Annotated in this window: 17 protein-coding genes and 1 tRNA gene; 7 read left to right on the forward strand and 11 right to left on the reverse strand. The window is 56.9% G+C overall.

Annotated elements, in window-relative coordinates:
- Positions 1-3: 3 nt before the first annotated feature.
- Positions 4-80: transfer RNA gene (locus FKW19_RS13890), tRNA-Met, on the forward strand.
- A 174-nt stretch (positions 81-254) separates the two neighbouring features.
- Here the strand turns inward: FKW19_RS13890 and FKW19_RS13895 are convergent.
- Positions 255-1,148: a LysR family transcriptional regulator gene (locus FKW19_RS13895; RefSeq protein WP_089179781.1), complete on the reverse strand. Its 894-nt coding sequence runs from the start codon at positions 1,146-1,148 to the stop codon at positions 255-257.
- Positions 1,149-1,270: 122 nt separating this feature from the next.
- Here FKW19_RS13895 and FKW19_RS13900 point away from each other — a divergent pair, with 122 nt between their 5' ends.
- From FKW19_RS13900 to FKW19_RS13910, 3 genes are all read left to right on the forward strand, one after another.
- Positions 1,271-1,981, forward strand: coding sequence for a class II aldolase/adducin family protein (locus FKW19_RS13900; RefSeq protein ID WP_081797849.1), 711 nt, complete (start codon positions 1,271-1,273; stop codon positions 1,979-1,981).
- A gap of 142 nt (positions 1,982-2,123) precedes the next feature.
- Complete coding sequence (locus FKW19_RS13905; RefSeq protein WP_238331431.1) at positions 2,124-3,299, forward strand: MFS transporter; 1,176 nt, start codon at positions 2,124-2,126, stop codon at positions 3,297-3,299.
- Positions 3,300-3,321: 22 nt separating this feature from the next.
- Positions 3,322-4,260 carry a LysR family transcriptional regulator gene (locus FKW19_RS13910; RefSeq protein ID WP_089179779.1) on the forward strand — a complete coding sequence of 313 codons (939 nt, stop codon included), beginning with the start codon at positions 3,322-3,324 and terminating at the stop codon, positions 4,258-4,260.
- Here FKW19_RS13910 and FKW19_RS13915 read toward each other — a convergent pair.
- The 9 genes from FKW19_RS13915 to FKW19_RS13955 form a co-directional block, all read right to left on the reverse strand.
- Complete coding sequence (locus FKW19_RS13915) at positions 4,206-4,817, reverse strand: CopG family transcriptional regulator (RefSeq protein ID WP_238331371.1); 612 nt, start codon at positions 4,815-4,817, stop codon at positions 4,206-4,208. The two genes, FKW19_RS13910 and FKW19_RS13915, sit on opposite strands and share 55 nt — an antisense overlap.
- The gene (locus tag FKW19_RS13920) at positions 4,783-6,573 is read right to left on the reverse strand and encodes a DUF3363 domain-containing protein (RefSeq protein WP_089179980.1); all 1,791 of its coding nucleotides are present in this window, start codon (positions 6,571-6,573) and stop codon (positions 4,783-4,785) included. The genes FKW19_RS13915 and FKW19_RS13920 overlap by 35 nt, the downstream gene beginning before the upstream one ends.
- Before the next feature lie 244 nt (positions 6,574-6,817).
- Positions 6,818-7,495 (reverse strand): lytic transglycosylase domain-containing protein, encoded by a 678-nt coding sequence (locus FKW19_RS13925; protein ID WP_089179777.1) that lies wholly within the window; start codon positions 7,493-7,495, stop codon positions 6,818-6,820.
- The gene (locus FKW19_RS13930) at positions 7,492-7,821 is read right to left on the reverse strand and encodes a DUF736 domain-containing protein (RefSeq protein WP_150176368.1); all 330 of its coding nucleotides are present in this window, start codon (positions 7,819-7,821) and stop codon (positions 7,492-7,494) included. Before FKW19_RS13930 ends, FKW19_RS13925 begins: the two co-directional genes overlap by 4 nt.
- Before the next feature lie 64 nt (positions 7,822-7,885).
- Positions 7,886-8,437 (reverse strand): S26 family signal peptidase, encoded by a 552-nt coding sequence (locus FKW19_RS13935; protein ID WP_089179775.1) that lies wholly within the window; start codon positions 8,435-8,437, stop codon positions 7,886-7,888.
- A complete protein-coding gene (locus FKW19_RS13940) occupies positions 8,434-8,910 on the reverse strand; it encodes a DUF2840 domain-containing protein (RefSeq protein ID WP_089179774.1) in 477 nt (158 codons plus the stop codon). The genes FKW19_RS13935 and FKW19_RS13940 overlap by 4 nt, the downstream gene beginning before the upstream one ends.
- Positions 8,907-9,248 (reverse strand): helix-turn-helix domain-containing protein, encoded by a 342-nt coding sequence (locus tag FKW19_RS13945; RefSeq protein WP_089179773.1) that lies wholly within the window; start codon positions 9,246-9,248, stop codon positions 8,907-8,909. Before FKW19_RS13945 ends, FKW19_RS13940 begins: the two co-directional genes overlap by 4 nt.
- A 162-nt stretch (positions 9,249-9,410) precedes the next feature.
- Positions 9,411-9,812 carry a DNA -binding domain-containing protein gene (locus tag FKW19_RS15480; protein ID WP_162870677.1) on the reverse strand — a complete coding sequence of 134 codons (402 nt, stop codon included), beginning with the start codon at positions 9,810-9,812 and terminating at the stop codon, positions 9,411-9,413.
- Positions 9,813-9,981: 169 nt separating this feature from the next.
- On the reverse strand, positions 9,982-10,191 hold the full coding sequence (locus FKW19_RS13955; protein ID WP_089179771.1) for a transcriptional regulator domain-containing protein: 210 nt from the start codon (positions 10,189-10,191) through the stop codon (positions 9,982-9,984).
- 248 nt (positions 10,192-10,439) lie between these two features.
- Here FKW19_RS13955 and FKW19_RS13960 point away from each other — a divergent pair, with 248 nt between their 5' ends.
- Genes FKW19_RS13960 through FKW19_RS13970 form a run of 3 tightly spaced genes read left to right on the forward strand, consistent with a single transcriptional unit; the run spans position 10,440 to position 13,523 of the window.
- Positions 10,440-10,652: a helix-turn-helix domain-containing protein gene (locus FKW19_RS13960; RefSeq protein WP_089179770.1), complete on the forward strand. Its 213-nt coding sequence runs from the start codon at positions 10,440-10,442 to the stop codon at positions 10,650-10,652.
- Between the two features lie 21 nt (positions 10,653-10,673).
- Positions 10,674-12,863, forward strand: a complete 2,190-nt coding sequence (locus FKW19_RS13965) for a DEAD/DEAH box helicase (protein ID WP_202878125.1) — start codon at positions 10,674-10,676, stop codon at positions 12,861-12,863.
- Between the two features lie 3 nt (positions 12,864-12,866).
- Entirely contained in the window at positions 12,867-13,523 is a 657-nt protein-coding gene (locus tag FKW19_RS13970; RefSeq protein WP_089179769.1) for a DUF2290 domain-containing protein, read from the forward strand.
- Positions 13,524-13,534: 11 nt separating this feature from the next.
- Here FKW19_RS13970 and FKW19_RS13975 read toward each other — a convergent pair whose 3' ends face one another.
- A complete protein-coding gene (locus FKW19_RS13975; protein WP_089179768.1) occupies positions 13,535-14,680 on the reverse strand; it encodes a site-specific integrase in 1,146 nt (381 codons plus the stop codon).
- Positions 14,681-14,943: the final 263 nt, after the last annotated feature.

Below are 14,943 nucleotides of genomic sequence, written 5' to 3' on the forward strand. Positions count from 1 at the left end.
AACCGCGGGGTGGAGCAGCCCGGTAGCTCGTCAGGCTCATAACCTGAAGGTCATAGGTTCAAATCCTATCCCCGCAACCACGAATTCCGTTTAATATCAAACGCTTAGGCCGCCCATCGGGCGGCCTTTGGCGTTTCTCCCATACCAACTGGAATCATATAGGAATCATTCGGGAGAGAAAAAACGCGTAGCAGGCCGTCGCATGGAGCGCGGCGCTGGTGGGCCGGGAAGGGCGTGAATCGGTTATGATGCCTTCAGGTCGAGCAGAGTTGCCGGACGTGTTCCCGCAACCAGCGATGCACGGGGTCATGTTCCGAACGGGGATGCCACATCATCGAAACCCTCACTTCCTCGGTCTCGACGGGAAGAGGGAAGGTGTACATGTCGCGCCTTGCTTCAGCGGTTTGCCGTTCGGGAACGCTTGCAATCAGATCGGTGGTGCGGGCGATCGAAAGCGCGGATGGAAAGCTGGTCACAACGGCACTCACCTGACGCCTCAACCCGATGATTTCCAGGGCTTTATCGATTGGGCCACTGAACAGGCCGCGTCGGGAAACACTGACGTGGTGTGCTTCGGCATAATCTTTGGCGGAGATCGTTTCATGACTGCTCAGCCGGTGATCCGCTCTTACGACACCGACGAAGCGGTCTCGCTGGATCGTTTGCGTCCGGATTTCAGGGCCAGACTCTCCTAAAACACCAATGTCCAGATCGATCTGTCCATCGCGAAGAGCATTCGGTTTCTTCTCCGCCTTGATGACGAAACTCAGGCGTATACCCGGAGCCTCACGGGACACGGCCTTGATCAGTTTGCCGCCATATTGGAACACAAACCCTTCGTTCGCACGGACATCGAAAACACGGTCAATCTGCTTAAAGTCCGGTTTCTGCGGGGCCATGCGAAGGGCTTCAGCACTTTCGAGAACTTGGCGGACCGTTTCACGTAATTCGATCGCACGAGGCGTGGGGACTAGTGATCGACCCGCGCGAACGAGGATGGGATCGCCAAATGTCTCACGAATGCGGCTCAGGGTTCGGCTCATGGCGGAGTTGCTGAGGCCCAGCCGCTCAGCCGCCCGGTTAACGCTGCTTTCGGCCAGCAGCATATCGAGTGATGTCAGGAGATTGAGATCGTAAGTCGGGATCATATCAGAGCCCTGCGATACATGGCGTTGGACGCAACTATAAGTTCTTATTGCTGCGCTTTCCAGCATATCATGATTTTCGCATAGTTGGCGGCAAGCGACGACAATGCGATCGGATATGATTGATGAACGAGACTGTTCAGGCTGTTTTGGAAGAGCTGGCTACCGGATGCCGTGTTCTTCACGCCGAAGGGCATGCGGATATGACCCTCGGCCATCTCGGCTGGCGCGATCCTATAGGACGCGGTGTCTGGGTAAAGCGATCCGGGATCGGTCTGGGAGAAGTCATCGGAGCGGCAGATTTCGTTCTGCTTGATTTCGACGGTAACAGATTAGCGGGAGAGGGACGTATCCATAAAGAATGGCCGATCCACACCGAAATTTTGCGTGAACGTCCTGATATTGATGTTGTTGGGCATACACATCCATTCCACGCGACCGCTTTTTCCGCTCTGGATATAGAACTTGAGGCGGTTACCAATGAGGCGGCTTATCTCGGCCTGCCAGTCGCGCGGTTCGACGACACGCGCGGTCTGATTGATACGCCAGAGCTTGGCCGTCAACTGGCGGCTGCCTTGGGGCGACAGTCTGTAGCGTTGATGCGCAATCATGGCGTGCTGTTCGTAGGAACTCGTATCTCAGATGCTGTTCTGACCGGTATTTTTCTGGAACGTGCCTGCCGTTCTCAGTTGCAGATACTGGCGACAGGCAAGCCTTTCGTCGCGACCCCACTCGTTGAACTTGCTTCGAAAAAAGCACAGATCCTTGATCCAAATTTGATCAGGACATTCTGGGATTTTTACAAAAGAAATACAGAGTCCGGAATGTATTCGTAAGACGAAAATGTAAAATTTGTCGATTGTCGCGAGATATTTTCAATATTGGTGACAAATTTTTGACCAAAGCCACGCGAAATATTGCGGCTGCCCCTTACGAATGTGGAGCAGATAACGGATGAATAGACAGACCTCCACGACGATGGCACCCGTTTCCGGTGGTGAGGCAACGCGCCGCTTGCTGCCTTTTGCCATGATGGTTTTCCTTGGTTATCTGACGGTTGGTCTGCCGCTCGCCGTCCTGCCGGTCCATGTGCATGATCGTCTCGGCTTCGGTCCTGTGATGGTAGGATGGGTCATGGCATCGCAGTCCATAGCAACCTTGTTGACACGCCAATTCGGTGGCGTTGTGACCGATACGCGCGGGCCTCGGCCGGCGGTATTGATCGGGATGCTGTTGTGTTCCCTCGCGGCTCTGGTTTACGGGGCTTCGGTGTGGGGCGACTGCTCGCCCGAGATTGCTTTGGGCCTGTTGTTTGTCGGACGGGCTGTTCTCGGTCTCGGTGAGAGTCTGCTGATTACCGGGGCTCTGACCTGGTGCATTGGTATGGTTGGGCCGCGCTATGCCGGACGGGCGATGGTTTGGGTCGGAATTGCGATGTTCGGTGCAATAGGCGGGGGCGCGCCATTAGGTTCGGTCTTGTTGAAACAAGGCGGCTTTGGGGCGATGGCTTTGGCTGCCGCCATATTACCATTGCTGGCCTGCTTATTGATGAAAGGCATCGAGCCGCTTCCGCTGCATTGCGGAAGACGTCTTGGCTTTTTTAAAGTTGTTGGCTTGATCTGGCCTTATGGTACGGGCCTTGCCTTGAGCACGATCGGGTTTGGCACGATGTTCGCCTTCCTTGGTCTCGACTATGCCGGGCATCACTGGACGGGCGCATCTCTCGGCCTGACGTCGTTTGGTGCGTCTTATGTCGCGGCACGGCTAATCTTCGGCGGCCTGCCAGATCAACTGGGCGGCCTACGCGTTGCCCAAGTGACGATCCCTCTCCAGATAGTAGGGCTGGTCATTTTGTGGCTTGCGCCCCATCCTTGGATCGCCCTCGCCGGATGCGCCATTCTCGGTGCTGGTTACTCGCTGACGTTTCCTGCACTGGGGGTAGAGGCTGTCCGTCATCTGCCGCCTCAGAACAGAGGCGCGGCAATGGGCGCATATGTTGCCTTTGTGGACATAGGATTGGGATTGGCCGGACCGCTCGCCGGTACGGTCGCTGACCGAGTTGGATATCCCCCTGTTTTTCTGCTGGGGGCATGTGCATCGGCTGTGGCTCTTACTTTCGTTCTGCGCCTTCCCGCGACACAAGAAAATATATAGCGCGTGGAGATAATTGGCTCCGATGGCTGCTGATTATGGCTTCAATATCCGCGATCTGCGAAGGGTCATTGCGGTTGCGGAACACCGTAGCCTGCGTCAGGCGGCTCTGGTATTGGAGGTCGATCAGGGCACGCTGACACGTTCTATCCAGGCATTGGAGCACGCGCTTCGTATTCCCCTGTTCGAGCGACTGCGGACGGGTGCGCGGCTCACGGTGGCGGGTGTGGCGTTCACCAGGATCGCCGCCTCCGTGCTGGACGGCATGGACGAGGCCATGCTGCATCTGCGGCTGCGGCATAATGGGATGGTGGGCAGGCTCAGCCTTGGTGTGCAGGTGTCCTTCGCCAGCGGCGTAGTCGCCAACCTGCTCGAACGGTATCAAGCCGAATATCCCGATGTGGACCTTCAAATCATGGATGGCCCGCGTGAGAGACTGCTGCGGGATGTGCTGGGCTCCCGCCTCGACGTCGCGATCGTCATAGCGGGCGAGGGCTGGCACGGCCAAGCCATCCCGTTGGGGAAGGAAAGAGTGCTGGCCGCTGTTGCGCGCGATCACCCGCTTGCGGTGCGTGCAGCGGTGACGTGGTCCGGCCTGTCAGATTGTCTCCTCACACTCCCGCGTCGCGGTGCAGGTATGGAGCTTCGCAAGCTCGCGCTGCTGCATGGCATTCTGCCCGAGCGCATCATGTTTCACGACGCCGCCATCGACCGGCTGCTGGCATTGGCACGCCATGGGGATAAGATTCTGCTCGTGACGGAAGGCGCTACCGGCATCAGAATGGATGGCGTCGTCTTCCGGCCCATCATGGATGAAAGCGGCCCGGCGACATTCGATCTTGCCCTGTGCTGGCGGGATGGTGAAAGCGATCCTGTGCTTACCGGTTTCGTCGAATTGGCGCGGCAGACTCAAGAGGATGACGCATCTTTCCCTGGTGCTGGTGCTGGTGCTGGTGCCGTCTGACGCATGGCGGGAATATCGAGCGGGATGTCATCCCGGAAAGACCGTCCCTGAGACAGCCGCCGCCCGAGCGTGTCCAGAAACCGGGCGAAGCGTTCCTGCCCCAGCGCATTGGCGGCGGCCTGCGCCTCGGCTGGCAGGGGCGGCATCTGGCCCAGCCAGAAGCGGATGAACAGGGCATGGGTTTCCAGCGCGATCATCAGGTCGCGCTCCTGGCGCTGCATCTGGCGTGTCAGCCGGTCCAGCCGCCTTGTGAGGGCCGCTTCGGTTTTCTCAGCACTGTCGGGAGATAGCAAGGATGCAACAGCCGTTTCCACCACGGCGGAGCGCGTCACCTTCCGGCGCGCGGCAAGATCGCCGATCTGCGAGATCATGGCGACAGGCAGGGAGACGTTCAGGCGGTCACGCATGGAAACCCTCCATGAAAAGCCATGATGTGACCAAAAGGTTTTTTCAGAAACAAGATCGAAATCGGGTTTGTCGTATCGGGGCGGACCATGACGTAAAAGGAACGGGCAGCGTGGCTCACATGCTGATCCCGAGATCGCGTTTGCGGTCATGCCGCCAGTCGACGCCCCCGTCATCACGCGCGACACCATCGACATAGCGGTCGTGCTGTTTCTCCAGAGACGGCGCCCAGGGCACAAGCTGGAAGCCCAGCCCGTTGTCGATCATGGCGAAGCGCCCCGAGGACAGGCTGAGACGTTTCACATACTGGCCGGCGACGAAGTCGCCGGGAATGCTGCGCTCATAAGTCAGCCCGCTCTCCTGCGCGAGCTTCGCGCCCACCTGATCCAGTTCCTGCTGACGCAATGTCGTCAGGAGATTACGTTGGTAACGCGCTGATCCATCCTGCTGAAATGACGCCAGCCCCCGATCCGCGAGATGCCGGGTGCGCTCCTGCATGGCCTGCCGCACCTCGGCCCCGAAGCCGCTGCGGGCGAGGTCCATGGGCTGGCGTTCCACAAGCCGATGATCCAGCCACGTTGCGCCCGGCGCTTTGACCTGGGCGGCAAGGTCCAGATCGGAGCGGGCCGACAGCACCAGATAATCCTTCCCGCTCGTCCTGCCGGTCGCCGTTCGCACCTCAACGATGCCGCCATCGGGCGGGGCGTCGCGGAAGGCTTCGACGCCGGGGAAGCGGACATGATGCAAACGCCCGTCCGTGGCGTCGATCACGGCATAGGCTTCGCCGGTCAGTTCGTTGTGCAGACCGCGTTCCAGCAACCGCCCCATCAAGGCGGTGGACTGATCACGCCCCGAGATCACGTAATCACCGGGAGACATCCCTCGATCCCGGCTGCGTTCCGTCATGGCACGGTGCATGGTTTTGATGATGTCACCCCGCGCGCCCATCTCGCGTAGCGTGTCTTCCATGCCGGGCGCGAGCGACCACCGACCCGGTCCTTCCGGCGTGGCCAGTCCCATGCGCTCAAGCGTCTGCGTCCTGCCGGTCAGCAGCGCGCGATGCGTCGCGTCCTGGCCGAAGCCGGTGGTGGCGTCAGCCTGCAGGTCCACGATCCCCAGATCGTCGGCATGACGTTGCAACTCGGCATCAAGCCGGGTCCAGCGTTCCGCGCTTACGTCCTGGCGCAACGCGGCCTCGATCTCGTGTTCGGCGCGTGGACCAAGCTCCAGCGACACCAGATCCTCCGCCCGTGAGCGCAGCCCGTGGCTGATATAGTCGCGGGCGATCACCAGATCGGCCCCGGTCTGATCCACGCCGCGCACGAGCAGATGTACATGCGGATTGTCGGTGTTCCAGTGCGACACGGCGGCCCAGTCCAGCCGCGTGCCAAGGTCGGCTTCCATCTGCTGCACGAGGTCACGGGTAAAGCCGTCGAGGTCCGCCATCTCCGGCGCATCCTCGGGCGAGACAATGAAGCGGAAATGATGCCGGTCGTCTTTGCAGCGCGCGGCAAAATCCCCGGCGTCCACCTCCTGACCATCCGGCCCGAACAGATGCGCTTTCTCGCCGTCACGGGTGACGCCATCCCGACGCAGATAGGCGAGGTGATCGGCCAGCGATCCGGGCCGTGCGCCGCGCCCAGCCTGTCGCACAACGCGGGCCTTGACGGTGACGCGGCGATGGGTGTCGAACAGGCGGCTTCTGCCAAACCGGGAATGCCCCCGCCCGAAGGTCGAGGGACCAGAGCGCGGACTGCTGCCTTTTCTCTTTCCGGGGCTGCCGCTACTGCCTCCGCCCGCGCGGCGGGAGGCATGGAGCACCTGCGCCAGAAAGGTCCGGGGACGGGCGCTGCTTCCTTTGCTCCGGATGCGGCCCGGACGGACGTGGAAATCCTCGTCGCGGGCCATCAGAACCTCCCTGTGCAGGAAAACCCCTGAGGAAAGCAGCATACAATCCAAAACCCTGCACACGACCGACCCAGCCTGCACACCAGAAGACGAAGCGCGCCCGCGCTTTGTCGCCCGACGTGGCAGGCCGTTTTATCTTGCCCTCTTAATTCTTCGTGTTTCCCGATCTGCCCAACACCCGGCACATTCCCGAAATGCTTCCGATGGGACGACAGTTTTCCCCTCTCATGCCGTAAATCCCCCGTCACGGCGCGCTCCTTTGCGAAACGGAGACGAACAGGCCATGAGGTGGGGCCACAAATCGCATCACGTGATCAGAAACAGGCATCACCTCTGGCGCGTTCCGGACGACGGTTTGGGATGCAAACGGACCGACAAAAAGCCGATTTCCAGATGGCATTTCGGCGTGCGATTGATTGACAAAACCCGCATCAGAAATCGTGCTGCCAATCGACTCTCGACGCAGCAGGCGGATGACTCTGGAGACGTATTTTTTCGTCTCGTCGGGCAGCGTTTTCCCTGATGTCAAAAGCTGTTCATATCGTCCGGGACCGGCATTGTAGGCGGCGAGAAAACCCGCATCGCCGTAGCGGTCATGCAGCCACCGGAGATAGGCCGCGCCCGCTGTGATGCTGTCGCGCGGATCGTAGGGATCGGCCCCCAGATTCAACGATGCGCGAAGCTCCCGCCATGTGTCGGGCATGATCTGCATGAGGCCCATCGCCCCCTTGGGTGATGCTGCGTGGGCATCGCCCTGACTCTCGGCGCGCATCACTGCCGTGATCCACGCGGGCGGGATGTGTGCCCGCGTGGCCGCCTCGCTGACATAGGCATCGAACGGCGCGGCGCTGGCAGTCTGCACGGGGATGGCAAACCCGCCGCAGACTATCAGCAGACAGAGCGCTATTCTAACGCGGATCATGACGGCGTTCGGGGACGGTTCCAGACCAGATGGAACGTGTCGTGTTCGTCCCGGTCCGGCAGCAGCCGGGCACGCAGAGGGCGGGCGAAAAGCGGGTCATCAATCATCACCGCCAGCCACAACCCGATGCGCTCGCCCTGACGTGCCCAGGCGCAGCCCACCTGTGCGGCGTCATTCTCCAGACCGCGCAGGACGCGATAATCCGGTGTGTTCTCGGTGGCGGGGTCTTCGACGGGAAGGATCGACAGATCATCCTCCATCAGAAAGGTGGTGATCTGGCCGAAAAAGCCGCTTGTGGTGCGCGTGAACGTGCCAAGACGGATCATGATACGTCTCTCCTGATCTGCGGATCGCAGGACAAAAAATTGAAAACTGGGAGGCCACTTGCGCTTACTGAAGCGGATGCGGTCTTTCGTCATGGCCCGGCGCAGTCCGCCCGATCGTGACCCAGATCGGGATCGCGCGTCCCATCACCATGCTGACGGGAAGCGGGCCGAAATAGCGTCCGTCCAGACTGCGTGGTTCTGCCGGGTTCATGACGAAAATCTCGTCTGGCGAGAGGCGATGACAGCCACGCCAGACGGGCAGCGGACGGCCCCGATGATCATTGGCCAGCGTGTCGCCGACGGGCCTGCCATCAATCGTGATACTGCCGTTTGCCCGGCATACGCTCTGTCCTGGGAGGGCCGCGACGGGCTTGAGCAAGGGCACACCGAATGGCAGATAGCCGCGTTGTGACAGTAGCAGGGCCAGCCGGTCGGGCAGACGCAGGGCGGCAAGATCCCCGACATGCAAGCTACCTTCAGCACGCAGCCGATACAGCCCCACCGGGACGCTGGCCGTGCTGTTCCAGAGCAGCCGGGGCGCAACATGCATTGCGGCGGACACTCCCACTGCCAGCACGACGAAATAGGTGGCGAAGAACCAGGCGCGCCGGGTCATGACACCAGCCTCGCACGTTTCAGCCATGCCGCGTGCAGGGTATGCGTGTAGGGTCGCGCTTCCTGTCCGGCGGTGATGCGGTTATGGACATGCCGCCAGTGATCGGGGGAAACCGCACAGGGATCGAAGCCGAAGCGTTCGATCTGGTCGATCACCTCAAGAACATGCTTCACCTGCGGCCAGCCCGACACGTCGAGTAGCAGGTCGCCACCAGGCCAGACAAAGGGCACGGTCTGAAAGGGGGTGCCCCGTTCCACGGTGTGCACGATGGCAAGGCAGGAGACAACCGTGCCATAATCATTGGCGGCCCAGCGGATGAAGCCGAAGGTGCTGCCGGGCGTGAAACTCAGCAGGCGGCGGCGTTTGTCGAGCACGCGGTCGGAGACCGGCCTGCCGAACCTGATCCAGTGTTCGATGCGCTTTTCGATGAAGGTCAGTTCGACCGTGGTCAGGTTGGGATCATCCGCCCTCATGGTCTGTTCCTCCGTGAGGGCATTTCACGCAGGGCGGCGACGTAGTTGTCGTCGGAAGTGTTGCGGCAGCGATGGCGCTGAAGCCATGCTTCCACGTCCTCTCGCAGATAAAGGACGCGAAAGCCGACTTTCAGAAACGGTGGACCGCCGCCGGTGCAGCGATATTTCTCCAGCGTGCGAATGGAGACCCCGATCAGTTCGGCGGCCTCTCCCCCGCGCAGATAGGGGCGCAGGATACGGGCCGGAGACGTGAGCGGGCGTGCGGGTACAGTGACCTCGGGCGTCGGTTGTGTTGGTGGCACGGATGCGCCCGTTTTGGGTTTCGCGATATCGGTCATGAAAGCCTCCCTGTGCGTGTGGCTTGCTTCGGGGGCGAAGCTGAGCGGGTAAGGGGAGGCTGACGGGAAAGAGGCGGTCTGGGAGTGGAGGAAATGACGTGCGCGAATTCCTCCACCCCAAAAGCGTAATGGAGCGTAGGATAAGGCCGGAAAGGAGGGTGGTCAGAGGCCGTCCAGCAGTGAGAGATATCCGCCATGAACAAGCGCGCTGCCTTCGTCGCGCAGGGTGCGGGCCATGGTACGCAGAGCGGAATCGCGCCACATATCGTCGGGCATGGTCCGGGCGCCCGGGTCGAGCAGTTCTGATGCAATTGCGCGCAGGCTGGCACCCGTCGCATCCAGATCGAAGGCATGCAGGCGCAGAGCAAGCTGCCGCCAGCGTGTCGGGGTAATCCGACGGGGATGGCGTGCAGGCAGGCGATAGCCCAGTACATGGGCGCAGAAACGGGCGGCCTCATCACTGCGTCGGCGGTAAGAGGGATCAACGGGGATATGGACTGCCGGGCAGGCTGCGGCCTCGCCATGAAGAGAAAGGCTGAACGTGGCGGAAGGTGTCGCTACCACGATGGCACGGCCCAGTTGATCGGTCTGATCGAACAGGGGATGGCCCAGTGACCGCCATGAGGGAAGGGCAGGCGGGACGAAGCCGTCAACAGCGCGCGTCACGCTGATGACGCTGGAGGTGACGCCCGGTCGCCAGATCACGGGCACGCGGGTGACGGGTATTTCTGGGTTATGCGGGAAAACGTATCCTCCAGCGCTGGCAGAAGGTCTCCCATTCCGCGCTGGGATTGGGTGCGCCTGCTGCGATCAGGCGTGCCGTCTCGGCGTGATCCTTACAATAGGTGGCCCAGCGCCGCATGAAGGCACCAGCAAACCCGGCCTCGTCCAGGCGTTTGAGGGCGGCGCGGTCGGTCTCTGATTGCCAGACGTCGAGCGGCATGGGGCGGCCTCCCGGATCAGGTCCGTTTGTCGCTGATTTTGTGAGAAGCCGAGGATTTCAGAAACGGAACGAGCCTGCATAGAGCGAAGGTCGCATCACGTAACCGCATGATTCACTTCATGAAAGTGATAGCAGGATCATGAGCTACGAAAGAGAAAGGCTGTCGGTGCCGGGTGCCTGAGTGTCCGCTCAGGAATGTAGAGAATACTCCGTGGTTAAATACTCTGCAAGAGGTTGCCCTGTCCCGTATGAGCATACGGGAGATTCTGGCAGCGAACCTCAAACGATACCGGCGTGAGCGCGGTGTGTCGCAGGAGGAACTGGCCCATCTAGCAGAGATCGATCGGACCTATATCAGCTCGCTGGAGCGTTGCCAGTATGCGGCATCCATCGAGGTCGTGGATCGTCTGGCGAAGGCGCTTGGAGTGCGGGCATCTCAATTGTTGGATGCACTAGATTAGGGGCGGGAAAAGATAGCGTGATTGCCCAAGTTGGCATGTGAGTGGCATAATGCCGCAACTAAGAGTTTTAAAGTTCTATTGAAAGCGAAGAGTTCGGTGGCAAACACGGTCTGGGGTAGTACGAACAAGCCAATTTCGGCCAAGCGGCTCGCGGAGTTGCTTGATAGTGCTGTCCAAGTAGATGGTACCATATATATTGGATATCCGATTCTTGGTACTCCAGATGGTGCATTTCCATTTGATGCGCTTTTGTTAAGCCCGACTTATGGTGTTATAGCCTTTGACATTGTCGAAGGCCGTGATGCAGGTGATTACCAATCGCGACAAGATGATATTTATGCAAAGCTTCAGTCAAAGCTGCTTCAATACCCATCTCTTGTGAAAAAAAGGAAATTAATACCACAAATCAATGTGGTTAGTTATGCTCCTGTAGTGCAGGATTTTTCTGAAGATGATGAATATCCTCTTCTTAATGATAACAATTTAATTCAATTTCTGACCAATCTATCGGAAGGAGATAAAGAGATCTTTCCGAAAGTGGCGGCAGCTATACAAGCGCTCACAAACATACGAAAGGGCCGGAGGAAACGCGTGCAGCTCACTCCCAATTCTAGGGGAGCGAAGCTGCAAGCATTAAACGACTCCATTGCTAATCTAGACGCTAATCAAAACGCTGCGGTCGTTGAAACAGTTGAAGGCGTGCAACGGATTAGGGGTTTGGCCGGATCTGGGAAAACGATTGTGTTGGCACTGAAGGTTGCCTACTTACATGCTCAAAACCCAGATTGGAAAATAGCAGTCACGTTCAATACTCGGTCTTTGAAAGGCCAGTTCGAGAGATTGGTTAATACATTTGTTATTGAGCAGACTAGCGAAGAGCCTGATTGGGATAATATCCATATATTACATTCGTGGGGATCTTCCTCTTCAGAGGGCATATATTATAATTTCTGTAAGGACCATGGTCTTATTTATAGAGATTTTAGGTCTGCAAGAGATAATTTTGGGGACGGCAAAGAATTTAACGGTGCCTGCGCAGAAGCTTTAAAGGAAGTGACTCGACCCAAGCAAAACTATGACGCGATTTTAGTTGATGAGGCGCAGGATCTGCCAGCCTCTTTTTTGAGAATGTGCTATTCGGTCTTAAAGCCACCGCATCGTCTAGTGTACGCTTACGACGAATTACAAAGCCTCACTGATACTTCGATGGCTGGGCCTGAAGAACTGTTTGGTATCGGAAAAGATAAGCGGCCATTAGTCGTATTTTCGCCGCCAACTTCAGGGCAAGCGCGGCAAGATATAATTTTGGAAAGATGCTACCGTAATTCTCGTCCCGTTCTCGCTACGGCGCATGCTTTAGGGTTTGGTATATATAGAGAGCCAGGTGGCCTCATTCAAATTTTTGAACAAAATGATTTATGGCTTGATGTTGGTTATCGGGTGAAGGAGGGAGTGCTTGAAGACGGTTCGTACGTATCGCTAGAAAGGACTAGTGATACTAGTCCACGTTTTCTAGAAGAGCATTCACCAATTGATGATATAATTGAATTTAGGGCGTTTGAGACAAAAGCTGAGCAGGATGCTTGGCTAGTGGATGCGATTGAATACAATATAAAACATGATGAGTTGGTCGCAGATGACATCATCGTCATTAATCCTGACCCGCTTAAAACGAGAAAAAATGTCGGCGATGCGCGCGCGGAGCTTTTTCAAAGAGACATCAACTCGTCTCTTGCGGGAGTTTCTACGAGTCCGGATGTTTTTTTTGAAAGTGATGTTGTCACATTTACGGGCATCTTTCGGGCAAAAGGCAATGAGGCTGGCATGGTGTATATTATCAATGCCCATGACTGCTTTGATTCTCGTTATCCTTCTTATCTAACTACCCTTCGTAATCGGCTTTTTACGGCAATAACTCGTTCAAAAGCCTGGGTTCGAGTTCTCGGGGTTGGACCAGAAATGGAAAAATTGAAAGAAGAGTTCGATCGTATAAAACAACATCAATTCAGATTGGATTTTCAATATCCAAGTGAGGAGAGAAAAAAAGAATTAAGGATTGTAAATAGAGATTTGACACAAGCTCAACGGGGACGAGTAACCCGGAAGGTTGATGAGTTGGCTAGTATCATCTCATCACTGGAGGCTGGAGAGGTGAGAATTGAAGACCTGCCTCTAAATCTCCGGAAAAAATTAAAGGCGTTGTTGGGATAAGATATGACTCCCGAATCAACAATTCAACAAATTCGAGATGTGATTACTCTTTTGATCACTAAAAGTATAGTGGACCACCAGCACTATCCGTGTAAGCATCCTGTTGGTAGAACAGTCCAAATAGGTATAGCTGGTTCTCCAGATCTTTCTGCTAGCTTGAAAGGTATTTCTTACGAAAAAGCATATCTCGCTTTGCAAGCAGCGGGAGCATATCATATGAGAATGATTGATGGAGCCCTTCTGCAACTGCTTTATTGCTTTTCGGGTCGTTCTTTGCTTTCTCACCGGCTCTGCTTCTTTCCGTCACCTTCCCTAGAAATTTATGATCAAGCATATAAAATCTATGAAAATGATGAGATGTTCGGTGATATATTTTCTCTGCAAGCTGTAAGAACGCCTATTAGGTTTGATTATAGTTCTTCAGATGATGAGTTCACGGAGATAGACCATCCTCGATCGCATTTTACTTTGGGTCAGTATAAGGGATGCCGTATTCCTGTTAATGGACCCTTAACTCCATTGCGTTTTATGAGATTTATTCTGAGAAATTTTTATAATTCGGTATATGAGGAAGTTAATATAGATAAAAAAGCCCAAAAAACGTCTTTTTCAGATACAATAACAGAAAAAGAAAAAGAAATACTATATATAACGACTTAAGTGAAGATGTTTTATATTCCGAGTTGGTTTTTTACAAAATCTGCCACTTCATCTGCACTGTTTTTAATGGATGCTAATTTCAAATGAGCATACCGCGCGGTGGTCTGCACCTGCGTATGGCCCAGCAGCCGCCCGATCATGGTCAGGTCCGCGCCAAGCTGGAGCGCGTCCGATGCGAAGGAATGGCGCAGATCGTGAATGCGCAGCGTGTCCAGCCCGGCCCGCGCGCGCAGCCGCCGCCACGGTTTCTGGATGTCCGTCAGATATTGCCCCTCCACCTTCCCGGTGATGACATGGGGATTGCCTTCGATCCGGGGAATGTCCGCCAGCACGTCCAGCGCAGCCTTGCCGACGGGCACGACCTTGGCCCCGGTTTTGGAATCCGGCAGGCGCAGGACACCCGCGCGGACGTCTACATGCTCCCATTTCAGGGTCTGGATTTCCCCCAGACGGCAGCCGGTGAGCAACAGCAGGCGAATGCAGGTTGCGGCTTCCGGCTCACCGTCCGCCTCGCGGAGCACCTTGCCCAGCCGGGCCAGTTCGTCCGGTGTCAGGTAACGCTCGCGCTTCACCTCTTTGTAGCGTTTGACCTTCCAGCACGGATTGATCCCGTCTGACCGTAAGCCCCATGTGTCGGCAAGGGTAAACATGATCGACAGAACGCCCAGCACCCGGTTGGCCTGATAGGGTGTCTCTTTCAATCCCTGGTGCAGTTCGACGACATCGGCGCGGGTGACGTCGATGACCTTGAGCGTTCCCAGCTTCGGCGTGATGAACAACTCCACGCAGCGGCCATATTCATATTGAGTCGAGGGCTTGCAGTGGGAGGCGACATGCTCGTCGAGGAACCGCTTGCCAAACTCTTTCATGGTCGCGGCGGCGCGTAGGCGGTCGCGCTGCGCGCCGGGATCGCTGCCCAGCCGGACATCGGACAGATGCTTCATGGCCTCGGTGCGAGCCTGATCCGGGGTGAGGGGACCATGAGGACCAATATTGACGCGGCGGATGCGCCCGCCCGCGCGGAACTGGGCGAGGTAGATTTTCCGACCCGACGGATGGACCCTGAGACCGAAGCCCCGAAGCTCGTCGTCCCAGAGGAAATATTCCTTGCCGGTTTTTGTGGCGGCTTCGACGGACCGTTTCGTGATTTTGACCATGAGGAATCCTCCCTTGGTTGGAATCACTGGAATCAAATAGGAATCATTTGGGAGTGAAATCAGGCGATTCCAGTCGTGGAAGAGTGTAACAGGAGCAGAGTAAAAACTTAAGAAAAACCGTCATTTATCGTAGAAAAATCGGTTCTGTGCGGCAATTGTACAAGTATTAGACTGGAACTCATAACCTGAAGGTCATAGGTTCAAATCCTATCCCCGCAACCACGAATTTACAAATAAAATCAATGACTTCAAAGGCGGCGCAA

The organism is Acetobacter sp. DmW_125128 (assembly GCF_008704325.1).
GTDB lineage: Bacteria > Pseudomonadota > Alphaproteobacteria > Acetobacterales > Acetobacteraceae > Acetobacter > Acetobacter oryzifermentans.